Raw genomic sequence first — 18,797 nt, forward strand, 5'->3', positions numbered from 1 at the left:
GCGCCCTTTGCCGTACGAGCACTGATTATCCCTAAAACAGGCCTTCGATCTGGCCGATTTCGTTCAGGAAGATCTTTTCCGACGATGGCGCTTTGGGCAGACCGGGCATGGTCATGACCTCGCCGCAGATGATGACGACGAAGCCTGCGCCGGCAGACAGCCTGACCTCGCGCACCGGTACGGTGTGGCCGGTCGGCGCGCCGCGCAGATTCGGATCGGTGGAGAAGGAATATTGCGTCTTGGCCATGCAGACCGGCAAATGACCGTAGCCGGCGTGCTCCCAGGCGTGGAGTTGGTCGCGCACCGATTTGTCGGCGATCGCTTCGGAACCGCGATAGATGCGCTGGACGATGGTGTTGATCTTCTCGAAGAGCGGCATGGCGTCGGGATAGAGCGGGGCGAATTGCGACGCGCCGGATTCGGCCAACGCCACGACTCTTTTGGCCAGTTCCTCGATGCCGGCCGATCCCTGAGCCCAGTGCTTGCACAGGATCGCCTCTTCGCCCATCGAGGCGACGTAGTCCTTCATCGCCTGGATCTCGGCCTCGGTGTCGGAGTAGAAATGGTTGATGGCGACCACAGCCGGCACACCGAACTGGCGGATGTTCTCGATGTGGCGGCCGAGATTCGCACATCCCTTCCTGACCGCCTCGACGTTCTCCTTGCCGAGGTCCTCCTTCTTGACGCCGCCATTCATCTTCATGGCGCGAACCGTGGCGACGATCACCGCCGCTGCCGGCCTCAGGCCGGCCTTGCGGCATTTGATGTCGAAGAACTTTTCGGCACCGAGATCGGCGCCAAAACCGGCTTCGGTGACGACGTAATCGGCTAGCTTCAGCGCCGTCGTCGTGGCAACGACGGAGTTGCAGCCATGCGCGATGTTGGCGAAGGGGCCGCCATGGACGAAAGCCGGGTTGTTCTCCAGCGTCTGCACGAGATTGGGCTGCATGGCGTCCTTCAAGAGTACGGCCATGGCGCCGTCGGCCTTGAGGTCGCGCGCATAGACGGCCGACTTGTCGCGACGATAGGCGACGATGATGTCGCCGAGGCGCTTTTCCAGGTCCTTCAGGTCGGTCGACAGGCACAGGATGGCCATGACTTCCGAGGCGACTGTGATGTCGAAACCGGCCTCGCGCGGGAAACCGTTGGCGACGCCGCCGAGCGAACAGATGATCTCGCGCAGCGACCGGTCGTTCATGTCCATGACGCGGCGCCAGACGACACGGCGGGTGTCGATGCCGAGCTCGTTGCCCCAATAGATGTGGTTGTCGATCAGCGCCGACAGCAGATTATGCGCGGTGGTGATGGCATGGAAATCGCCGGTGAAGTGGAGGTTCATGTCCTCCATCGGCACGACCTGCGCGTAGCCGCCGCCGGCGGCACCGCCCTTGACGCCGAAATTCGGTCCGAGCGAAGCCTCGCGGATGCATACGATGGCCTTCTTGCCGATGCGGTTGAGGCCATCGCCCAAGCCCACCGTCGTCGTCGTCTTGCCTTCGCCGGCCGGTGTCGGGTTGATGGCGGTGACGAGGATCAGCTTGCCATCCTTGTTGCCCTTCACCGACTTGATGAACTCGGCCGAGATCTTCGCCTTGTCGTGGCCGTAGGGCAGAAGATGTTCGCTCGGAATGCCGATCTTCTGGCCGATCTCCTGGATCTGCTTCTTCCTGGCGCCGCGCGCGATCTCGATGTCGGACTTCACTTCGGCCATGGACGACTTCCCTCTGAATTGGACGGATTTGACTAGTGTGGTCGCAAGAATAGCCCGGCATTGCAGGCGCGGGCATGTTCTACCCCTGTCGCTGCCGCGGCGTCAACTTTCATGCAACTATGTTTCCTACGAAGAAAATGCCTCTGCGGCCGGCTGCCCTGCTACAGGTTCTTTTCGCGCCGGTTGCCGCGCCGTATAGAAGCCAGAGCAGGCGCGGTTCCGCCGTCTCAAAACAGCCGCGTAATACGCGAAAAGCGACAGAAGCAACGGCGCAAATTCACCAGCGCCGGCTGTGCGGGACGATCCGCTACTGCGTCAGCACGTTGCTGATCTCGACCATGTTCGAGCGCACCCTGAGTATGTAAAACCCCATCGTCGTCAGATGTGTCGGCAACAGCCAGCCGTCCTCGCGACCATTGGCGATGATGAAGGGCTGGATGCGCAGCGCCGAGACGAATTGCGCGTCCATCGTATCCCACAGGTTCTGCAGGTGCTTTTCCTTGATGACGTCCTCGAAGTCGGCCTGTGCGCCCTTCATCAGCCCGTAATAGGCATAGAGCTGGCCATAGGCGAACCAGAAGCGGTCGTCGGCGCGCGTGTCGAACCAGCCATTATTGTGGTTTTCGGCACGCTCCTTGAGGATCGCCGAGGTCGAACCGATATCGGACGAAATGCGGTCGATATACTGCTTGAGATTGTCGGCGCGGGCATCGAACGTCGCCTGGCAGGCTGCGAGGCGGGCGTTGAAGGAACGCAGCTTGCGCACCGCGTCGCGATAGTAGCTCGGCGTCGGCGTCTTGGGCCCGAACGGGTTCAAGCCGAAATACCAGGTTTCCTCATCGAACTGCAGATTGCCGCGGGCGTCCTGCAGGTCGGCGTCGATCTGCGAGGTGGTGCGGACGCGGCCGAGATTGTCGGCAAGCTCGGTCGCCGTGCGCCGCACCGCCTGGTTGATGCCGCGCTGGAACGACGCCTTGTTGTCCATGAACGGCGTGTGGTCCCAGTCGATGCCGAACAGGCCGAGCTTGTAGAGGATCATCGACGACACCCAGGCATTCTGGTTGACGTTGAAGTCGGTCAGGTCGGCAGCGACCTGGGCAATGGCTGAATTTCCGCAGGTCTTGGCCGTGTCGGTGCCGGCGCCGGCGGAAACCTGTTCACCGGCGGAGCTGTTGCGTTTTTCGAACGTGTATTTGTCGACGTAATTCGGGTCGAAATTGTTCCACCACTGGGTGGCGTAGAAGAAGTTGACATAGAGACCGATCAGCACGAGCACAGCCAGGCCGAGCACCGCCTTCAGGATCCAGCCGCGTTGCCTGTACCAGCGCCCCGCCCACAGGAACGGCCACAGGATCGCGCCGATGAGCAGGCCGATGCCGCGGCCAATCCACTGGAAAATCCGGGTGAAGAAATTCACGATCGGATCAAGCATGGCGATGTCACCCCCTCAGTCAGTCAAGCCGTAGAGGCGTGTGCGAAACGCCACCTTGTCCTTCAGATATGTGGTTTTCAGAACGTCCACAACATGCGATCGCCAGGCGTCGCTGAAGCCTTCATAGTCCCTGTAGAAGCCCGGCTTGTTGAAGACGTAACGCGAAACGAAGTCCTGCGGCACGAAGTCCGAGATCAGCTGGTTGGTCAGCCAGGCGTCGGGATGGTCCGGCTTGGCGCGGATGACCAGGAAGCGCTGCTGCGGGAACACGTCCTCGATCTTGAGATGGCCGAGCTGGGCGATCTCGCGCTTGGCGGCGTTGAGGAAGGGAAAATTGCCGTCCCTGGTGATCAGATCGGTATGGCCGTGGATCCAGGTCTGCAGCCAGACCTTGTCGACGTCGGTCAGATTGCGGTCGGGATCGGCGTCGCGGATCAGCGCGCGCACCACCATTTCGGCGCGATGCTCGAGATAACCGGAGGTTTCGATCCATGAGGCGCGCGGCAACTCGAGGCGGCCGGTCGAAGCGAGGAATTTGAACACCTTGTCGGCGTCGTGGATCGAAAGGTAACTCACCTGCCATGGCCGCGAGCGGCGGAAGCCCGGCGCTGCCGGGTCGCTGATCACCGTCGTCACGTCCGGATCGACAAACACATAGAGCCCGCCGAAATGGCTGGTCCAATAGGCATTGTGGCGGAAGATCACCTGGTCCGGCACCAGCGCATTCTCGCGGATGTCGCCGCAGATCTTCGCCAGCTCGACCATGTGGGCCAGCATGGCGTTGTCGCGCCAGGCATCCGGCTCCTGTTTCAGCCGGTCGACCAGCTTGCCGAGCTCGGCGGCCTTGCCGAGCACATCCTCGGCCGACAGCACCTTGAACTCGACCTGGTTGATCGACAGCAGGTCCTCGATGCCGTCGACCTTGGGGACCGAATCCTCGATCTCGCCGTAGATGACGTCCTTGATCGTCAGCGCATCGATGGCGCGCTGGTTCTTGGACATGAACTCGTACATCAGCAGCGAGGTGTTGGAGAACGCCGTGTGCACCACCGGCAGGTCGATCTGCGACGGCGTCAGGATGATGAAGCGGCGGTTGACCTCGTTCGGATCGAGGTAGCTGTAGTCGCCGCATTCCTCGGCGACCTGCGGCGAAAAGCCGGTACGGTCGATCTCGAAGCTTTTCAGCTTGGTCGGCTTCAAGCCGAACGCGACCATCGCCTTGTTGTAGCGCTGGATCAGATGCGGCTCGTCGATCGTCAGCAGCCGGCCGTAGATCAGCTCGTTGTCGCGCAAGAGGTCCATGGGCAACTTAGACGATTTGGAGGGACTTCATAAGCCCTCGATGAACTACAATGCTCTCCTTAAAATTCAATTCTGCGTCAGGCCGTTCGTACCTAAACATATGGATACCTACCCTCACGACATTGCCAACAACCGAAAAATAGAATAAAGTTCTCAAAATAAAATCTACATCAGATATTTTCAGCGTGTTCGATTTTAGTCGCTGATTGTAAGCTGACTTAAACTCACTGATATTCATTATCCATTTTCTTGATTCAGAGAATATCGAAAAGACGCTATCAATATCGGGTATAAGCCCATGCATCTCGTCAATAAGTTCTTTTCTTAGATAATTAGAGTATGCCTTGTCCGCATCTTTTACAGTATCAGCCGATATTTCTTCGCCATTTTTACTCAACTCAATATCTGCGCACTCTTTTAGATAATTTATGTAGTCGCGAGGCCTGCCTTGGGTGCTCATCGTGATGTACTTATAAGAGTCAATCTGCTTTTTTCCCCCTGAATAGCTCATGGGCGATCGTGAAAAGATAGAATACCAGAGTTTCTCAAAATTATCTTCTTGAATTCCGAAGACACGAGAAAGGCGGTAAGCAATCAGCCTTCTGATTTCAGGATCTTTCCATTTGAGTGATATTTCAAGATCTCGCCACTTATTTTTGTCGGCGTCCTTTATAAGATCATAGATGTCGTCTCTAAGGAAAATTACTGGGTACAGTTTTTTCCCTTTTGAGGTTATAGATGATCTAACATCTTGAACAGCCTTAAATAGACTTGTGAGAAGGTCTAAATAATTACTTTTATTGTAGCTAGCAAAAACATCTTTATAATCCTCATCCAATTCATCGAATAGAACGAATATCTTTTGATCGGGAATATTCTTCAGCACAAAAGCTTCTAAATTTTCCACTTTCTCCTGAAGTGTCGCCTTTTTCTTGTTGCGAAGCCAGTTCGTTACATTTATACCTGATCCTAAGACGTTTATTCCAAAGTCGCCAGCGATCCATTTTCCCACAATCGTACCCAGATTGTCACTGTCCGGAGCTGGGAACGCTTTCTCAATTGTACGCCTTACAAGAGGATCTGTATGGACGCTTCTGGCAATTGATCTGCACGCTGCGGAATATATAATTAATTTCCATATAGTTATGTATTGGTTTGGTTTCGTATATGTGCTATTATCTTGAGTATATAACTCATTGAATGGGAAATTTTTGAACGTTAATTTTGAGATTAGGTTCAAATTTGAATCATCATGATCGTGCAGATATTGAACAAGCGCCGTTTTTCCTGTACCTTTTCTGCCTATTACATAAGCTTTTTCTCCATCAATAATGTCGTGAAGCTCTGGAACAGTAAAGAAATATCTCTTAAGATCGTCGAGGCGAGCCTCAAGCTTCCACTTCGAAATTTCCGACAAAGCTTTTCTGCGAGTTTCTTTCGAGAGTTCGAGTGTTGGGCCTGCATACGGTTCAAGTGTTTTTACCCGATTTTGCTTTTCAGGGCTCGGGCGACTAACTGTCATCGCACTTCTCGCGTTGCGAGCTTTCATTTTTCCATCGGATTCATCTGCTTCAAAGGACAACCTTTCACCCTTCTTGAGGTCTGTCCAAGCACCGTGATATTCTGAAGAGTGAAGGAAATAGCGAACGAGAGTACCCTCGGCTTTGACGAAGCCGTAGTTTTTGCCAATGGGCAAAGTGTCAACCCAGCCGTAAAGCACTATTCCAACCCTCCCTTATGTCCGCGTCGAAAGTATATTGTAACTCACGCATTCCACAGCCCCTTCTTCTTCATCTCCTCGATCTCGCGGACGGCACGCTCCCGCAGCCGAGTATCGCGGATCATCTTGCTCACCGCGGCATCGTCGGACTTGTCGGAATAACGGAATTCGGAATCCGCATAGCGATTGATCTCCTGCATGACCATGTCCATCGAGAATGGCCCGCGCAGTTCCTCGATCATGGCTTTCTTGTCGTCGTAACCCTTGTGCATGAAGGCTTCCGGCTTTTCGAACCACTCGTCGGGCAATTCGATGTCCATGGCACGCATCTTGATCGCGTCGGTGACGTTCTTGATGGCGCGGCCGGTAAAGCGCGGCTCGGCATCCTTGATCATGTGCAGATAAGTGCCGATGTCGGCCATCGTCTTCGGTGCGCCGTTCTCCTTCATATAGCGCTCGTAGACCTTCATCAGCCCGTCTTCCTGCGGCTTTTCATGTTCCTCGTAGGCCTCCATCACCGCGCGCTGGATTTCCTGGGCAGCGTAGAGCTTGTGCTCGCCGAGCGGGATCTTGTGGTTCTTGCCGGCGAGCAGAACGAAGATGTCGATGTAGTCGTCGCGGCTCTGCGGGCCATCGACCAGCCAGCGCGCGCCGGCGCGCTGGCGCAATGCGTCGTCGACGTTCTCGGGATAGTTGGAAAACATGCCGAACGAGCAATTGCCGCGCACCACCGTGCCGGCACCCCCGAACGCGTCCATCAGGACGCCGGTGATTTCCTGCTGGCCGGCCGAGGCGCGATCGTCGGAGCGGCGTGCGGCGACCTGGTCGATATCGTCGATAGTGCCGAAGCCGATGACGCGCGGGTTCAGCACATTGTTGATGAACTGACGGCAGTTCTGGCCGGACTTGCCCTGGTAGGAGGAGATCTGGTCGACGCCGAAATTCTCGTAGGCGAAGGGATAGCCGGCGACCTGGCAGTAGCCGTTGAGAAGGCCGGCGATCATCTGGATCAGCGTCGTCTTGCCGGTGCCGGGCGCGCCGTCACCGATGAAGGTGAACAGGAAGCCGCCGAGTTCGACGAATGGGTTCAGCTCGCGCTCGAAGTCGTAGGCCATCAGCATCTTGGCGAGCTTGACCGACTGGTATTTGGCGATGTGGTTGCCGACGACCTCTTCCGGCTTCTTGAAGGTCATGACCAACGGTTTTGCCCGCTTGCCCGGCGCGACGTCGAAACCATCGAGCGTGAAATCGTCGACGTCGATGCGGATATGCGCGTTCTCGAACGGGCCGATGCCGTCGAAGCGGCCTTTTCGCGCCAAAAGCCCATCGATGGCAATACGGGCAAAGGCGCGCGCCCGGGTCATCAGGTCGGCGTCGTCCTTCGCGCCTGATATCGCCCTGTCGAGGCCGGCCACGATCGATTTCACCGCATCCTGGGGCGTGTCGAACAGAAAGTCCGGCTCGGGCGTGTCGTTCGGCGCCTCGCCGTCGCTATCGATCAGCTGGAACAGATAGGAGGCGAAGCTGAAGGCGGAAATATAGGCCGAAGCCGACAGCAGCTTTTTGAATGTGGCGGCCTCGTCGCCTTCGAGCGGCGCGCGGGCGTTTTTCGCCTGCAGGCTTTCGAGGTCAGAGCCTTCGGCGAAGACATCGGATATTGCCAACGCAATGGCCAGCCCACGCCGGGCGCGAAACAGCAGCGTGTGCTGCGGGATGGTCAGCAGCTGGTCGTCGGGATGGACGGCAGCGACGGTTTTGGCGAACTCGACCTCGCGCGTGCGGCGAACCGAGCCCACCGAAACGGTCGAGACGAAGCGGCGGTTGGTGCCGGCAAGCGCGGTACCGGATTCGCGCGATGGGTCCTCCAGCACGACGATGCGGGTGATGAAACTTTGCGCAGTGGCGCGGTGCTTTTCGATTGCCGCTTCCGGGATGGTGGTCAGACCGGTGTCCATGGAGGATACTCCGCGATTTGATGGTCAGACGTCGCTGATGACCTGCCCTTTGGACAGGATATGGACCTTGTAGCCCGAAAAGATCTTCTGCGCCTCGCCGGCGGCGTAAAGCGACTGATAGGCCTCATGCGGAATCAGCGCGTGGTTCTCGTAGCTCGACACGCCCTGGCGTGCGGCCTCGAGATCGTCGGTGTTGATGAAGAATTCCTGCGTCGTCTTCTCGCTCGAAAACAGCCCCTTGCGGCCGGGCTTCTCGGCCTTGGAAAAGACCTCCTGGATAGTCCAGGTCAGCAGCCAGGCGTTTTCCGGCTTGCGCACTTTGGCCAGCACTTCGTTCACCGTCGAATTGTTGTCGGTAATGCCGGCAGAATAGAACGGGCCGAGCACGACGCGGCGCAGCTGCTTGGGATGCAGCGTCTCGAAATCCTTGTCGAGGTTGACCGCGATCGTCGCCGGCGACAGCGTGTAGGCGGAATTCTTCTCGGTGAAATCGTCGAAACGGTGGGCGAGTTCGGGATTGAGCAAGCCGTCGACCGGCAGCGGAATGTCGACCCTCTCATTAAGCTTGCCGCTGCTATCGACCAGCTGCCGGATCATGTCGTCGGAGGAATCCTCGACCGTCGCCATGTAGACCAGCGGCAGGTTGGCGCTGCCGTCGAAGCAGGCCCAGTGGACCAGATAATAGGGCCGCAGCGTCTTCGGGTTGACCGAAACCTTGGCCGTCTGGGCGAGCGTGAACGGGCCGAAGGTGGTCCCGCTCTTGACGTCTTCGAGGTAAAGCCGCTCGGCCATCGACTTCTGCAACGCTTCGGGAAATTCCTTGTGGCGCAGAATGAAGTCGGCCATTTCCTCGCGCAGCTCGCTGGCCGAAGGGATGACGGCGAGACGGCTGTCGGCCTGGAGGCGGTCGTTTTCCAGTTCGAGCAGGTTCTGGAAAACCGGAAAACCGCTTTCGGCGCGCGAGATGCGGAACGTCTCGGTGAAACCCAGCCGGTTGCGCCAGCACGAGAACGACTTTTCGAGCCGCGCAATATATTCGGCGACGACCTTGGCGACGATGCCGTGCCGATAGAGCGGCGAGCGATCGTCGCGCATGAACACTTCGAGGCCGCCAAGTGCAGCCGCGATCGCCGAGAAATAGCGCGCCGCGGCTTCGTTTTCGGGGGTCATGCTGCCAGCCCTTGGGAGCAGTGCACGTGCAGCAATTACGACTGCACGTAATTTGCCGAATTGTGCTTCTTCATCACATCGTCGAAGCGGCGGGCGAAGGCGTCGTCGGCGAGCTTCTTGCGGCGCTGGATGTCGGCGGTGGCGACCATGTTCTTCTCGTGCATTTCAAGCAGATCGCCGATGTGCTTTTGCGAGGCGGCACCAATGCCGGCCATGGTCTCCTCGGCGGTGTTGTCGACCTGGCTGCCCAGCGTGTTGATCTTATGGGCGACATCCTGCTGGGCGGCGGTCTTCAGCGAATCTTCCAGGGCCTTGTACAGCACGATGCGCTGCTCGGTATCGATGGTCAGCTTGTTGATCAGCGTCGATTGCGCCGCGATCTGATTGTTGAGCGAATCGACGAAGGTCTGGAACATCGAGGTGTAGCGCTCCAGCGTCTGGCTCTCGGCCAGCAATTCCTGCTCCTTGGCCTGCTTTTCGTTGTATTCCGTGGCCAGTTTCGAGCGTTCGCCTTCAAGCTGCGTGCGCTCCTTCTGGCTGGTCGAGGCGGCGATCTTGTTCTCGATGTCGAGCAGCATCGGGTTGAGTTCCTCGATGCGCTTCTGCACGGTCTCGAGATTGGACATGGTTGTCTTGCGGCGCTCGATCACCTGCGACAGGCTGGCCTCGGAGGTCTTGTAGCGCGTGTCGAGAACCTGCTTCTGCGCCTTGAGGATGCCGACGATGGTGTCGGATTTCGCCAACAGCTCCTGCAAATTGCCGGCCAGCGACATGTTGCGGACGCGGTCGGTGCGCATGCGCTGTTTGCGCTGGCTGGAGAAGACGCCGACGAAATTCTCCCAGCCGGTGTAGTTCTTCATGCTCTCGAATTCGGCGCCGAAGACGTTGGTGGCGTCCTCCAGGCCGATGATCAGGTCGGCGATATTGCCTTCCATCACCTTCTGCTGCTTCAGCACGTCCTCGATGCGGGCATTCTCGATGTCGAAATTGGCGTCGCCGATCTTCTTGTCGGCGGTGGCGAGCGTGTCGAGCACGCTACCGGACTGCTCGATCTTGGTGCGCATGTCCTCTACGACCTGCTTGGTCTTGGCAATCTCGGCATCGAAATTCTGCAATGTCGCCATTGGGGCCTCCCGCTTCGGCATCGGTTTTCGTGTCGCGAACCGCCGTGACTATATGTGCCGGGTTTGGCGAATGAAAGACGGAAGACGGGCGACACCAGGAAACGAGGCAACTGGGGTCACGCTCAGGGCTTGGGATCAGCCTTGAGGTAGGCGATGACATTGGCGATGTCCTCGTCGCTGGTCAGGCCGGAGAAGGCCATTTTATTGCCGGGGACCTTCTGCCGCGGCGCGCGCAGGTATTCGGCAAGGCTTATTTCGTCCCAGACCAGGCCGGCGGCGCCGGCGTCCTTCATCCCCTGCGAGTAGCGGCTGAGATAACTGTCCGCGGTGCCGGCGGTGCGTCCGACGACACCCAGCAGATGCGGGCCGACCTTGTCGCGTTCGCTCGTTGCCTCGTGACAGGCCATGCATCTGTTGAAGACCTTCTTGCCGAGAGCGGCATCGCCGTCGGCATGCGCGGCAAGAGCTCCGACGATGAGGAAAGCAGTTGCAGACGAAATGGCTCGAAGCATGGGAACTCCCCGACGGCTCTGGCTGAGAGGTTTTGAAAATAGGAAGCAAGCCTTAACAAGCGCCGCACGATGACGCGATCGCGGAACGAATGTCGGCTGGGCGGACGGATGGACGCAACGCGCTGGTCAGGTTTTGATGAAGCCGATGAAATCGTCGGGCATGGCGCGGCCCATTTCCTCTTCCCAATGGCGGCGGCAGAGTGAGACATAGACGTCCTTGCCGATCGCCACCTGTTCACCCTGTTTCGCCACCTTGCCGTCGGCCCCTAGGCGTACCACCATCGTCGCCTTGCGGCCGCAACGGCAGATGGTGCGCACCTCGCGCAGCTCGTCTGATATCGCCAGCAGGGCGCGCGAGCCGGAAAACAGCTTGCCCTGGAAATCGGTGCGCAGGCCATAGCACATGACCGGAATGTTCAGCCGGTCGGCGATGCGGGCGAGTTGCCAGACCTGATCCTCTTCGAGGAACTGCGCCTCGTCGACAAAGACGCAATGCACCGTGGCGTGGTCATGATGCTCGGCGACCCGGGCAAACAGATCGTCGCCGTCGCGGAACAACTCGGCCTCCGTCTCCAAGCCGATACGCGACGAGATCAGCCCGGTATCGCCCTTGCGGTAGTGGCCGGCGATGAACAGCATCGTCGTCATGCCACGCTCGCGGTAATTGTACGAGGCCTGCAACAGCATCGTCGTCTTGCCGGCATTCATCGTCGCATAATGGAAGTACAGCTTGGCCATGCCGTCCTTTTAAGCCGAGTTGCAACAAAGCGGGGAGGGGGAGCGCCTACATTCCACCGGGAAAAGACGACTTCCATCCGTAAAGCGGCGGGCGTGTCGCCGATCGGCCAGCCTGCGCCGTTGTTCGTGATTGCCTTAGTGCTTGAAACCGCAGCAGAATGGTGTTTGGCTGACGGAACAAAGGTGGAAATAAAACCGCCACTTCGCTTCACCGAGAACTGAAATGGGAGAATTTCTATGTCGCGCATGAGTTCATTCGTCGCCGGTCTCGAACTGGCGGCTTTTCTATCCACGACTGGGGCCTTCGCCGGTGATGCGGAAAGCTGCAAGACGGTGCGGCTGTCCGATGTCGGCTGGACCGACATCCAGGCGACTACCGGCGTCGCCTCGGTGCTGCTCACGGCGCTCGGTTACGAGCCGCAGGTGATCCAGCTTTCGGTGCCGGTGACCTATGCGTCGCTGAAGAACAAAGACCTCGACGTGTTCCTCGGAAACTGGATGCCGTCGATGACCAACGACATCAAGGACTATACCGCCGAAGGCTCGGTCGAGACCGTCAGCGAAAATCTCAGCGGTGCCGGCTATGGCATCGTCGTTCCGACCTATGTCGCCGATGCCGGTGTCAAGACGCTAACCGATCTCGGCAAGTTCAAGGACAAGTTCGACGGCAAGATCTATGGTATTGAGGCCGGCAATGACGGCAACCGCATTATCCTCGATATGATCAAGGATCCGAAGACCAATCTCGAAGGCTTCGAACTGGTCGAGTCTTCCGAGGCCGGCATGCTCACCCAGGCCGAGCAGTCGATGAAGAACAATGAATGGATCGCCTTCCTCGGCTGGACGCCGCATCCGGTGATGGGCGCCATGAAGATCACCTATCTCGAGGGGATGGGCGACAGCGGCTTCGGCGCCGCCACCGTGCATACCAATGTGCGCAAGGGCTACATGAGCGAATGCCCGAACGCCGGCAAGTTCATCGCCAATCTGAAGTTCAACCTGGACATGGAAGGCGAGATGATGGACGCGATCCTGAAGGGCGCCGACGCCAATACCGCCGCGACCGACTGGCTGAAGAAACACCCTGACGCGATCACCCCCTGGATCGCCGGCGTCACCACCTTCGACGGCGGCGATGCGGCGGCTGGGGTGAAAACGGCGCTCGGAAGCTGACCCGACCATCTGGCATGACGAGACAAGGGGCAGCCACGGTAGAAATGGCTGCCCTTTTTCATATCCTGTGACAAGATGACCGTGCGGCGAAGGACGGCGCCGGCAGAAGAGGGGCTAGATGGATCCGATCTCCAAATTCCTGGTCAGTTACAAGATTCCCATCGGGGCATGGGGGAAGGCGTTTTTCGGCTTTCTCACCGACAATTTCGACACCATCTTCAGGGCTTTTTCCAACACCCTCAACTTCCTGCTCGACGGCATCGTCGACGGGCTGCTGTTGCTGCCGCCGGTTCTGCTGATCGCGCTGATCGCTCTGCTCGCCTATTTCCTGCAGCGCTCGAAAGGCCTGGCTTTGGCGGTATTCATTGGATTGCTGTTCATCCTCAACCAGAACCTGTGGAAGCAGACGGTGGAGACGCTGGTGCTGGTGGTCGCCGCCGCCGCCGTGTCGATGGCCATCGGCGTGCCGCTCGGCATCTGGGCCGCGCACAAGCCGAAGGTGTATCGCGTCATGCTGCCGGTGCTCGACCTGATGCAGACGCTACCGACCTTCGTCTACCTGATCCCGGTGCTGACCCTGTTCGGCCTCGGCAATGCGCCCGGCCTCATCGTCACCATCATCTTCGTCATTCCGACCTCGGTTCGGCTCACCCATCTCGGCGTCACCTCGGTGCCGAAATCGATCATCGAGGCGGGCGAGGCGTTCGGCGCCACCAAACGCCAGCTGCTGTGGAAGGTCGAGCTGCCTTCGGCGCTGCCGACCATCATGGCCGGCTTGACCCAGTCGATTATGCTGTCGCTGTCGATGGTGGTGTTCGCCGCCCTTATCGGCGCCGGCGGCCTCGGCACCGAGATCAACCGCGCGCTCGGTTCGCGCCGGATCGACCTAGGGCTTGAGGCAGGGCTGGCCATCGTCGTGCTTGCCATCGTGCTCGACCGAATGACGCGCATCGGCGTGGGAGGCAAGAAATGACCGTCGCCGTCGATTTCAGAAATGTCGACATCGTCTTCGGCGCCGACCAGGCAGGCTCGCTGGCGCTGATCGACAGCGGCGCCACCCGCGCCGAGATCCTCGAACAGACCGGCAACGTACTGGGCTGCGCCGGCGCCAGCCTCACCGTGAACGAGGGCGAGATCTCGGTGCTGATGGGGCTTTCCGGCTCCGGCAAATCGACGCTGCTCAGGGCCGTCAACCGGCTGAACGTGGTCTCGCGCGGCCAGGTGCTGGTCAAGGACGGCGACGGCACGGTCGACGTCGTGACCTGCGACGAGGCGACGCTTCGGCGGTTGCGGCAGAAACAGGTGGCAATGGTGTTTCAGCAGTTCGGCCTGCTGCCGTGGCGCACAGTGGAGGAAAATGTCGGCCTCGGCCTCGAGCTCGCCGGCGTGCCTGAAGCCGAGCGCAAGGAGCGGGTGACCAAACAGCTGAAGCTGGTTCATCTCGACCAGTGGTCGAAGAAATACGCGCATGAGCTTTCCGGCGGCATGCAGCAGCGCGTCGGCCTGGCGCGCGCCTTCGCCACCGAGGCGCCGATCCTGCTGATGGACGAGCCGTTCTCGGCACTCGACCCGCTGATCCGGACCAAGCTGCAGGACGAGCTGCTGCAGCTTCAGGCCGAGCTGAAGAAGACCATCATCTTCGTCAGCCACGACCTCGAGGAGGCGCTGAAGATCGGCACCCACATCACTATCATGGAGGGCGGGCGCATCGTGCAGACCGGTGCGCCGGAAGACATCGTGTTGCGGCCCGCCAACGACTATGTCCGCGACTTCATCGCCAATGTGAACCCGCTCTCGGTGTTGACCGCGTGGAACGTCATGCGCGACCGCCGCGACCTCGAACATGGCGAGAACGGCTGGGTGTGGCTCGACCGGCGCAAGACGACGCGCTTCAAGATCGACGAGCATGGGCTGGTGGCGGCGGCCGAGCGCGACGGCAAGCCGGCGGTATGGGTGTCCTGCGCCGATGTCGAGGCACAGCCGGAGGAGACGGCGCAGGTGTTCTGGGCCAATCCCGGCACCTCGCTGAAGACCGTGATGCTGGCCATGCATCGCTCGCAGACCGCACCGGTGGCGCTGTTCGACGACCAGTCGCGCTTCGTCGGCGCCATCGGCGTCAGGGATGTGCTGAGCGCGGTGCTGCGAAGATAATTTTTCTCCTTGGCGAGAACCGAGACCAAACGCCGGCGCGAAGGAACGCCGGCTTAGCCCGATACCGCAAGCTAAACCGCCAGCGGCAATCTCAGTTCCGTCAACAGGCCGCCATCGGGGTGATTGGACAGGATGACCTCGCCGCCGGCGCCGCGGGCGATGTTGCGGGCGATGGTCAGGCCGAGGCCGAGGCCGCCGGTCTGACGGTTGCGCGACTGTTCCAGGCGCACGAACGAGCCGAACACGGCGTCGAGCTCGGCTTGCGGTATGCCCGGCCCTTCGTCATGGATCGCCAGCGTGATTGTCTTGCCTGATTGACGCAGGCTGAGATGCGCCCTCTTGCCATAGGTCACCGCGTTCTGGACGAGGTTGGTGACGCAGCGCCGCAGCGCGACCGGCCGCGCCATGCAGATCAAGCCGCGCGAGCGCCCGTCTTCATTCTCGAAGGAGACCTCGTCGAAGCCGTCGGCGATCGATTCTACCAGCGACCAGAAATCGATCCTCTCGCTCTTCTCCTCGGTCACCTCGAAAGTGGCGAAGTCGATGACCGAGCTGGCAATGCCTTCGATGTCGGCGAGGTCGTGCGCCAGTGCGGCGCGCACGGACGAATTCCTCAGCAGTTCGAGGCGCAGCCGCATCCTGGTCAGCGGCGTGCGCAGGTCGTGCGCCAGTGCGGCCGCAAGATGCTCGCGGTCCTCGACGTAGGCGCGCAGTCTCGCCTGCATGGCATTGACCGCCTTTGCCGCGGTACGCACCTCGCGGCTGCCGCTCTCGGCGATCGGCGGGCTCTTCAGGTCCTCGCCGATCCGCTTCACCGCGGTCTCCATCATCCTGTAGGGCGCCGTCAGCCGGCGCAGCGACCAGATCGAGGAAGCCACCACCAGCCCGGCGATTAAGGCATAGAGCGGCAGGCTATCGAAGCTCAGTATCGGCCCGGCCGGCGTGTTCGGTTCGGTGAAGTTCAGCCACTGGCCGTCGGCAAAGCGAAGCGAAGCCGTCAGCTTGTCGCTCTGGGCGAAATCGGCCGCCAGCACCAGCAGGTCGCGCTCGACCTGGCCGATATCGGGACCGGCGACCGTCCCACCGGGAGCGTCCGCTTCGTGCGTTGCCGGGTCGCGGCGGACCCGTGCATCGGTGATCCCGAACTTCGACAGCCGGCCGACCAATATGTCTTCCAGTTCGGCCAGCTCGTCGTCGCCCGCTATCGACGAGGTGACGGCGGGCGTGTCGGAGACGGTGAGCGCATAGGTGGCATTGAACAGCCCGGAGGCCGTCGCCTTGCGCTGTTCTGGGGTGGCATCATGCATCAGCTGCACCAGCGAGAAGGCGCGGTCGTTCAGCCGATAGAGATCGACGACGTCATTGGCGGCCGCACGGTCGCGCGAAACGATGTAAAGGGTCGCGATCTGGCTGATCAGCAGGCCGGCGATGACGATGAGCAGCACCCACACCGGCAGCGTTTGCGGCAGGATGCGTCTCATTCGGAGGTCGTCTCAGGCAGGAACTGGTAGCCGCCGCTGCGCACGGTCAGGATCAGCTTCGGCGTTTTCGGGTCGTCCTCCATCTTGCGCCGCAGCCGGCTGACCAGAATGTCGACGCTGCGGTCGAAGCTGTAGCCGCTGTCGCCGCCGGACAGCTCGATCAGCTGCTCGCGGCTCAGTACGCGCTGCGCGCTCTTGACGAAGGTCTGCAGGAGATTGAATTCGGCCATCGTCAGCTCGATCCTGACGTCGCCGGGCGCCATTAGCCGGCGGCGCGAACAGTCCATCGTCCAACCGGCGAAATGGTAGATCTGCCGCGAGGCGGCGCGTCGCGGCTCGGCGGCGCCATTGCGTCTCAAGACGGCACGAATGCGTGCGAGCAGCTCGCGCGGATCGAAGGGTTTCGGCACGTAGTCGTCCGCGCCCATCTCCAGCCCAACCACGCGGTCGGTTGTCTCGGTAACCGCGGTCAGCATGATGATCGGCGTCGAATAATTGGCGCGCAACTCGCGGCAGAGCTCCAGCCCGCTCTTGCCGGGCAGCATGACGTCCAGGACGATCAGGTCGACCTGGGCGCGGCGCAGGACGGTCTCCATCTCGGTGCCGTCGGCGGCGACAGATGTATGCAGCCCTCGCCTCTGGAAGAATTCCTGAAGCAGGTCGCGAATGCCCTTGTCGTCGTCGACGATCAGTATGTGGGGGTCGGATTTCACAGGAAACCTGTCATTTGTGGATCGCCCAAGCGGTGCTTCGGCCGTCAGCCAGACGATAGAATTCAGGCCATAAGTTGGCCAGTGAAGATCGGCGGCCCGATCCGGGCTGCCCAGAAACAATCCAGAAACAAAATTCTACAATCCGGAAAAACTGCCGAAAAAAATCAAGGTCATAAGTGGTGCCGTGGCGGTCAGGTCATCGGCTGCGACACGCGTTACGGGATACGGATAGACCAATGCAAAGGTTCTCGATCAGTCTGATGGGTGCGTTGCTTTCCATTTCGCTCGTCACGGCCGCGGTTGAACAAGCCGATGCAAAACTGGCCGATGCAAAGGTGGCCAATGCAAAGGCGGCCGATGCAAAGGTGGCGACCACCCGCAGCGAGCGTTGCATCGATCTGAACCGCCAGTTTGACGAAGCCCTCGAAACCCATGCCGCGGCAACGCAGGTCACCGCGGCGAAAGCACTTCAAAGAAAGGGAAACCGGTTCTGCGCCAACAAGAAACAGGCACAGGGAATCCGGATGCTCGCGAACGCCTTGAAGCTGCTTGGAGTGACACCGATCGATCCCGTTCAGTGACACTCAATCCGATCTGCACAAAAAGGAAGTGAAGCCATGAAAAAGTCTCTCCTCTCCGCCCTCGGTCTCGCCATCGCGCTGGCCGTCTCGATGCCGGTTCTCGGCGCCAGCAGCGCCAATGCCGCGACCACCACCCCGGCTGCGACGACAACGACGACCGCTGCGCCGGCCAAGGCCGTGAAGAAGGTCGCTGCCAAGAAGACCGTCAAGAAGCACAAGAAGCACGCGGTCAAGGCAGCTCCGAAGGCCTGATCAAGCGACATCTTTCTACCCTATGAGAAGACCGCTCCAGTTGCGATTTGCCTGGAGCGGTCGTCTTTTTTGTTGCGTGCAGACAATGGGGGCAGTCCCGGCCCACACCCCCGTTGAACGCCAGACGGCAGTTCCCACATAGGCACGGACTTTTGAACTGCGCCCGCCGGGAAGCCGCTCGCGCGCGGTTGAATGGACGACCGCTTTTGCCCATGTCAAAATGACCGCAAAGCCGTCGTACTCAATTGCCGGTCCAATGCCTGAAATCACGACAAAACCCCGTACCAGCACGAAGCCGAAAGTCGAACGGCCGAAGCTCTACAAGGTTATCCTGGTCAATGACGATTTCACGCCGCGCGAGTTCGTCGTGACTGTGCTGAAGGCCGAGTTCAAGCTCAGCGAAGACCAGGCGCATAGGATAATGATTACTGCGCACCGGCGCGGCGTCTGCGTCGTCGCCGTCTTCACCAGGGATGTCGCCGAGACCAAGGCGGCGCGGGCAACCGATGCCGGCAAGGCCAAGGGTTATCCGCTGATGTTCACGACGGAGCCGGAGGAGTAGGGCTCCTTTTCCCTTCTCCCCTTGCGGGAGAAGGTGGCCGAGCGAAGCTCGGTCGGATGAGGGGTGTTCCAGGGAACGCCGACGCCTCATTTCTTCCGGCACCCCTCATCCGTCTTGGCGCTTCGCGCCAATCCACCTTCTCCCACAAGGGGCCTGTTGCGTAATTCGCTGATTGTGATTCTCTGAGACGAAGCTCGGAGGGAATCGCGATGGCAGTGAA

At 59.8% G+C, this 18,797-nt stretch carries 17 protein-coding genes; 6 read left to right on the forward strand and 11 right to left on the reverse strand.

Annotation, left to right across the window (positions count from 1 at the left end; genetic code table 11):
• Positions 1-31: 31 nt before the first annotated feature.
• The 9 genes from NKI63_RS27510 to NKI63_RS27550 all read right to left on the reverse strand — a co-directional run bounded on the left by NKI63_RS27510 (position 32) and on the right by NKI63_RS27550 (position 11,664).
• Positions 32-1,711, reverse strand: coding sequence for a formate--tetrahydrofolate ligase (locus tag NKI63_RS27510; RefSeq protein WP_352508976.1), 1,680 nt, complete (start codon positions 1,709-1,711; stop codon positions 32-34).
• A 307-nt stretch (positions 1,712-2,018) separates the two neighbouring features.
• Positions 2,019-3,143 carry a DUF2333 family protein gene (locus NKI63_RS27515; protein WP_352508975.1) on the reverse strand — a complete coding sequence of 375 codons (1,125 nt, stop codon included), beginning with the start codon at positions 3,141-3,143 and terminating at the stop codon, positions 2,019-2,021.
• A 15-nt stretch (positions 3,144-3,158) separates the two neighbouring features.
• Positions 3,159-4,445, reverse strand: a complete 1,287-nt coding sequence (locus tag NKI63_RS27520; RefSeq protein ID WP_352508974.1) for a DUF6638 family protein — start codon at positions 4,443-4,445, stop codon at positions 3,159-3,161.
• Between the two features lie 7 nt (positions 4,446-4,452).
• Positions 4,453-6,165, reverse strand: a complete 1,713-nt coding sequence (locus tag NKI63_RS27525) for a cold-shock protein (RefSeq protein WP_352823965.1) — start codon at positions 6,163-6,165, stop codon at positions 4,453-4,455.
• A gap of 44 nt (positions 6,166-6,209) precedes the next feature.
• Positions 6,210-8,120 carry an AAA family ATPase gene (locus NKI63_RS27530; protein WP_352690876.1) on the reverse strand — a complete coding sequence of 637 codons (1,911 nt, stop codon included), beginning with the start codon at positions 8,118-8,120 and terminating at the stop codon, positions 6,210-6,212.
• Between the two features lie 24 nt (positions 8,121-8,144).
• The gene (locus tag NKI63_RS27535; RefSeq protein WP_352509802.1) at positions 8,145-9,290 is read right to left on the reverse strand and encodes a hypothetical protein; all 1,146 of its coding nucleotides are present in this window, start codon (positions 9,288-9,290) and stop codon (positions 8,145-8,147) included.
• A gap of 35 nt (positions 9,291-9,325) precedes the next feature.
• Positions 9,326-10,414, reverse strand: coding sequence for a hypothetical protein (locus NKI63_RS27540; protein ID WP_352478015.1), 1,089 nt, complete (start codon positions 10,412-10,414; stop codon positions 9,326-9,328).
• A gap of 122 nt (positions 10,415-10,536) precedes the next feature.
• The gene (locus tag NKI63_RS27545) at positions 10,537-10,926 is read right to left on the reverse strand and encodes a c-type cytochrome (RefSeq protein WP_352702956.1); all 390 of its coding nucleotides are present in this window, start codon (positions 10,924-10,926) and stop codon (positions 10,537-10,539) included.
• A 126-nt stretch (positions 10,927-11,052) separates the two neighbouring features.
• Positions 11,053-11,664: a thymidine kinase gene (locus NKI63_RS27550; protein WP_352646628.1), complete on the reverse strand. Its 612-nt coding sequence runs from the start codon at positions 11,662-11,664 to the stop codon at positions 11,053-11,055.
• Between the two features lie 237 nt (positions 11,665-11,901).
• Here NKI63_RS27550 and NKI63_RS27555 point away from each other — a divergent pair, with 237 nt between their 5' ends.
• The 3 genes from NKI63_RS27555 to choV all read left to right on the forward strand — a co-directional run bounded on the left by NKI63_RS27555 (position 11,902) and on the right by choV (position 14,988).
• Positions 11,902-12,837, forward strand: coding sequence for a choline ABC transporter substrate-binding protein (locus NKI63_RS27555; protein WP_352823966.1), 936 nt, complete (start codon positions 11,902-11,904; stop codon positions 12,835-12,837).
• A 118-nt stretch (positions 12,838-12,955) separates the two neighbouring features.
• Positions 12,956-13,810, forward strand: a complete 855-nt coding sequence (choW, locus tag NKI63_RS27560) for a choline ABC transporter permease subunit (protein ID WP_352690872.1) — start codon at positions 12,956-12,958, stop codon at positions 13,808-13,810.
• The gene (choV, locus tag NKI63_RS27565; RefSeq protein WP_352646623.1) at positions 13,807-14,988 is read left to right on the forward strand and encodes a choline ABC transporter ATP-binding protein; all 1,182 of its coding nucleotides are present in this window, start codon (positions 13,807-13,809) and stop codon (positions 14,986-14,988) included. Before choW ends, choV begins: the two co-directional genes overlap by 4 nt.
• Before the next feature lie 71 nt (positions 14,989-15,059).
• On the opposite strand, the gene NKI63_RS27570 is transcribed toward choV, so the two are convergent.
• Entirely contained in the window at positions 15,060-16,469 is a 1,410-nt protein-coding gene (locus NKI63_RS27570; protein WP_352509806.1) for an ATP-binding protein, read from the reverse strand.
• Positions 16,466-17,182 carry a response regulator gene (locus NKI63_RS27575; protein ID WP_352509808.1) on the reverse strand — a complete coding sequence of 239 codons (717 nt, stop codon included), beginning with the start codon at positions 17,180-17,182 and terminating at the stop codon, positions 16,466-16,468. Before NKI63_RS27575 ends, NKI63_RS27570 begins: the two co-directional genes overlap by 4 nt.
• Before the next feature lie 236 nt (positions 17,183-17,418).
• Here NKI63_RS27575 and NKI63_RS27580 point away from each other — a divergent pair, with 236 nt between their 5' ends.
• From NKI63_RS27580 to clpS, 3 genes are all read left to right on the forward strand, one after another.
• Positions 17,419-17,763 (forward strand): hypothetical protein, encoded by a 345-nt coding sequence (locus NKI63_RS27580; protein ID WP_292665026.1) that lies wholly within the window; start codon positions 17,419-17,421, stop codon positions 17,761-17,763.
• A gap of 36 nt (positions 17,764-17,799) precedes the next feature.
• Positions 17,800-18,015, forward strand: a complete 216-nt coding sequence (locus tag NKI63_RS27585) for a hypothetical protein (protein WP_352450529.1) — start codon at positions 17,800-17,802, stop codon at positions 18,013-18,015.
• A 256-nt stretch (positions 18,016-18,271) separates the two neighbouring features.
• The gene (clpS, locus tag NKI63_RS27590; protein WP_023679498.1) at positions 18,272-18,577 is read left to right on the forward strand and encodes an ATP-dependent Clp protease adapter ClpS; all 306 of its coding nucleotides are present in this window, start codon (positions 18,272-18,274) and stop codon (positions 18,575-18,577) included.
• Positions 18,578-18,797 lie beyond the last annotated feature (220 nt).

The sequence above is a fragment of the Mesorhizobium sp. M0410 genome, from assembly GCF_040321435.1.
Taxonomy (GTDB): Bacteria; Pseudomonadota; Alphaproteobacteria; order Rhizobiales; family Rhizobiaceae; genus Mesorhizobium.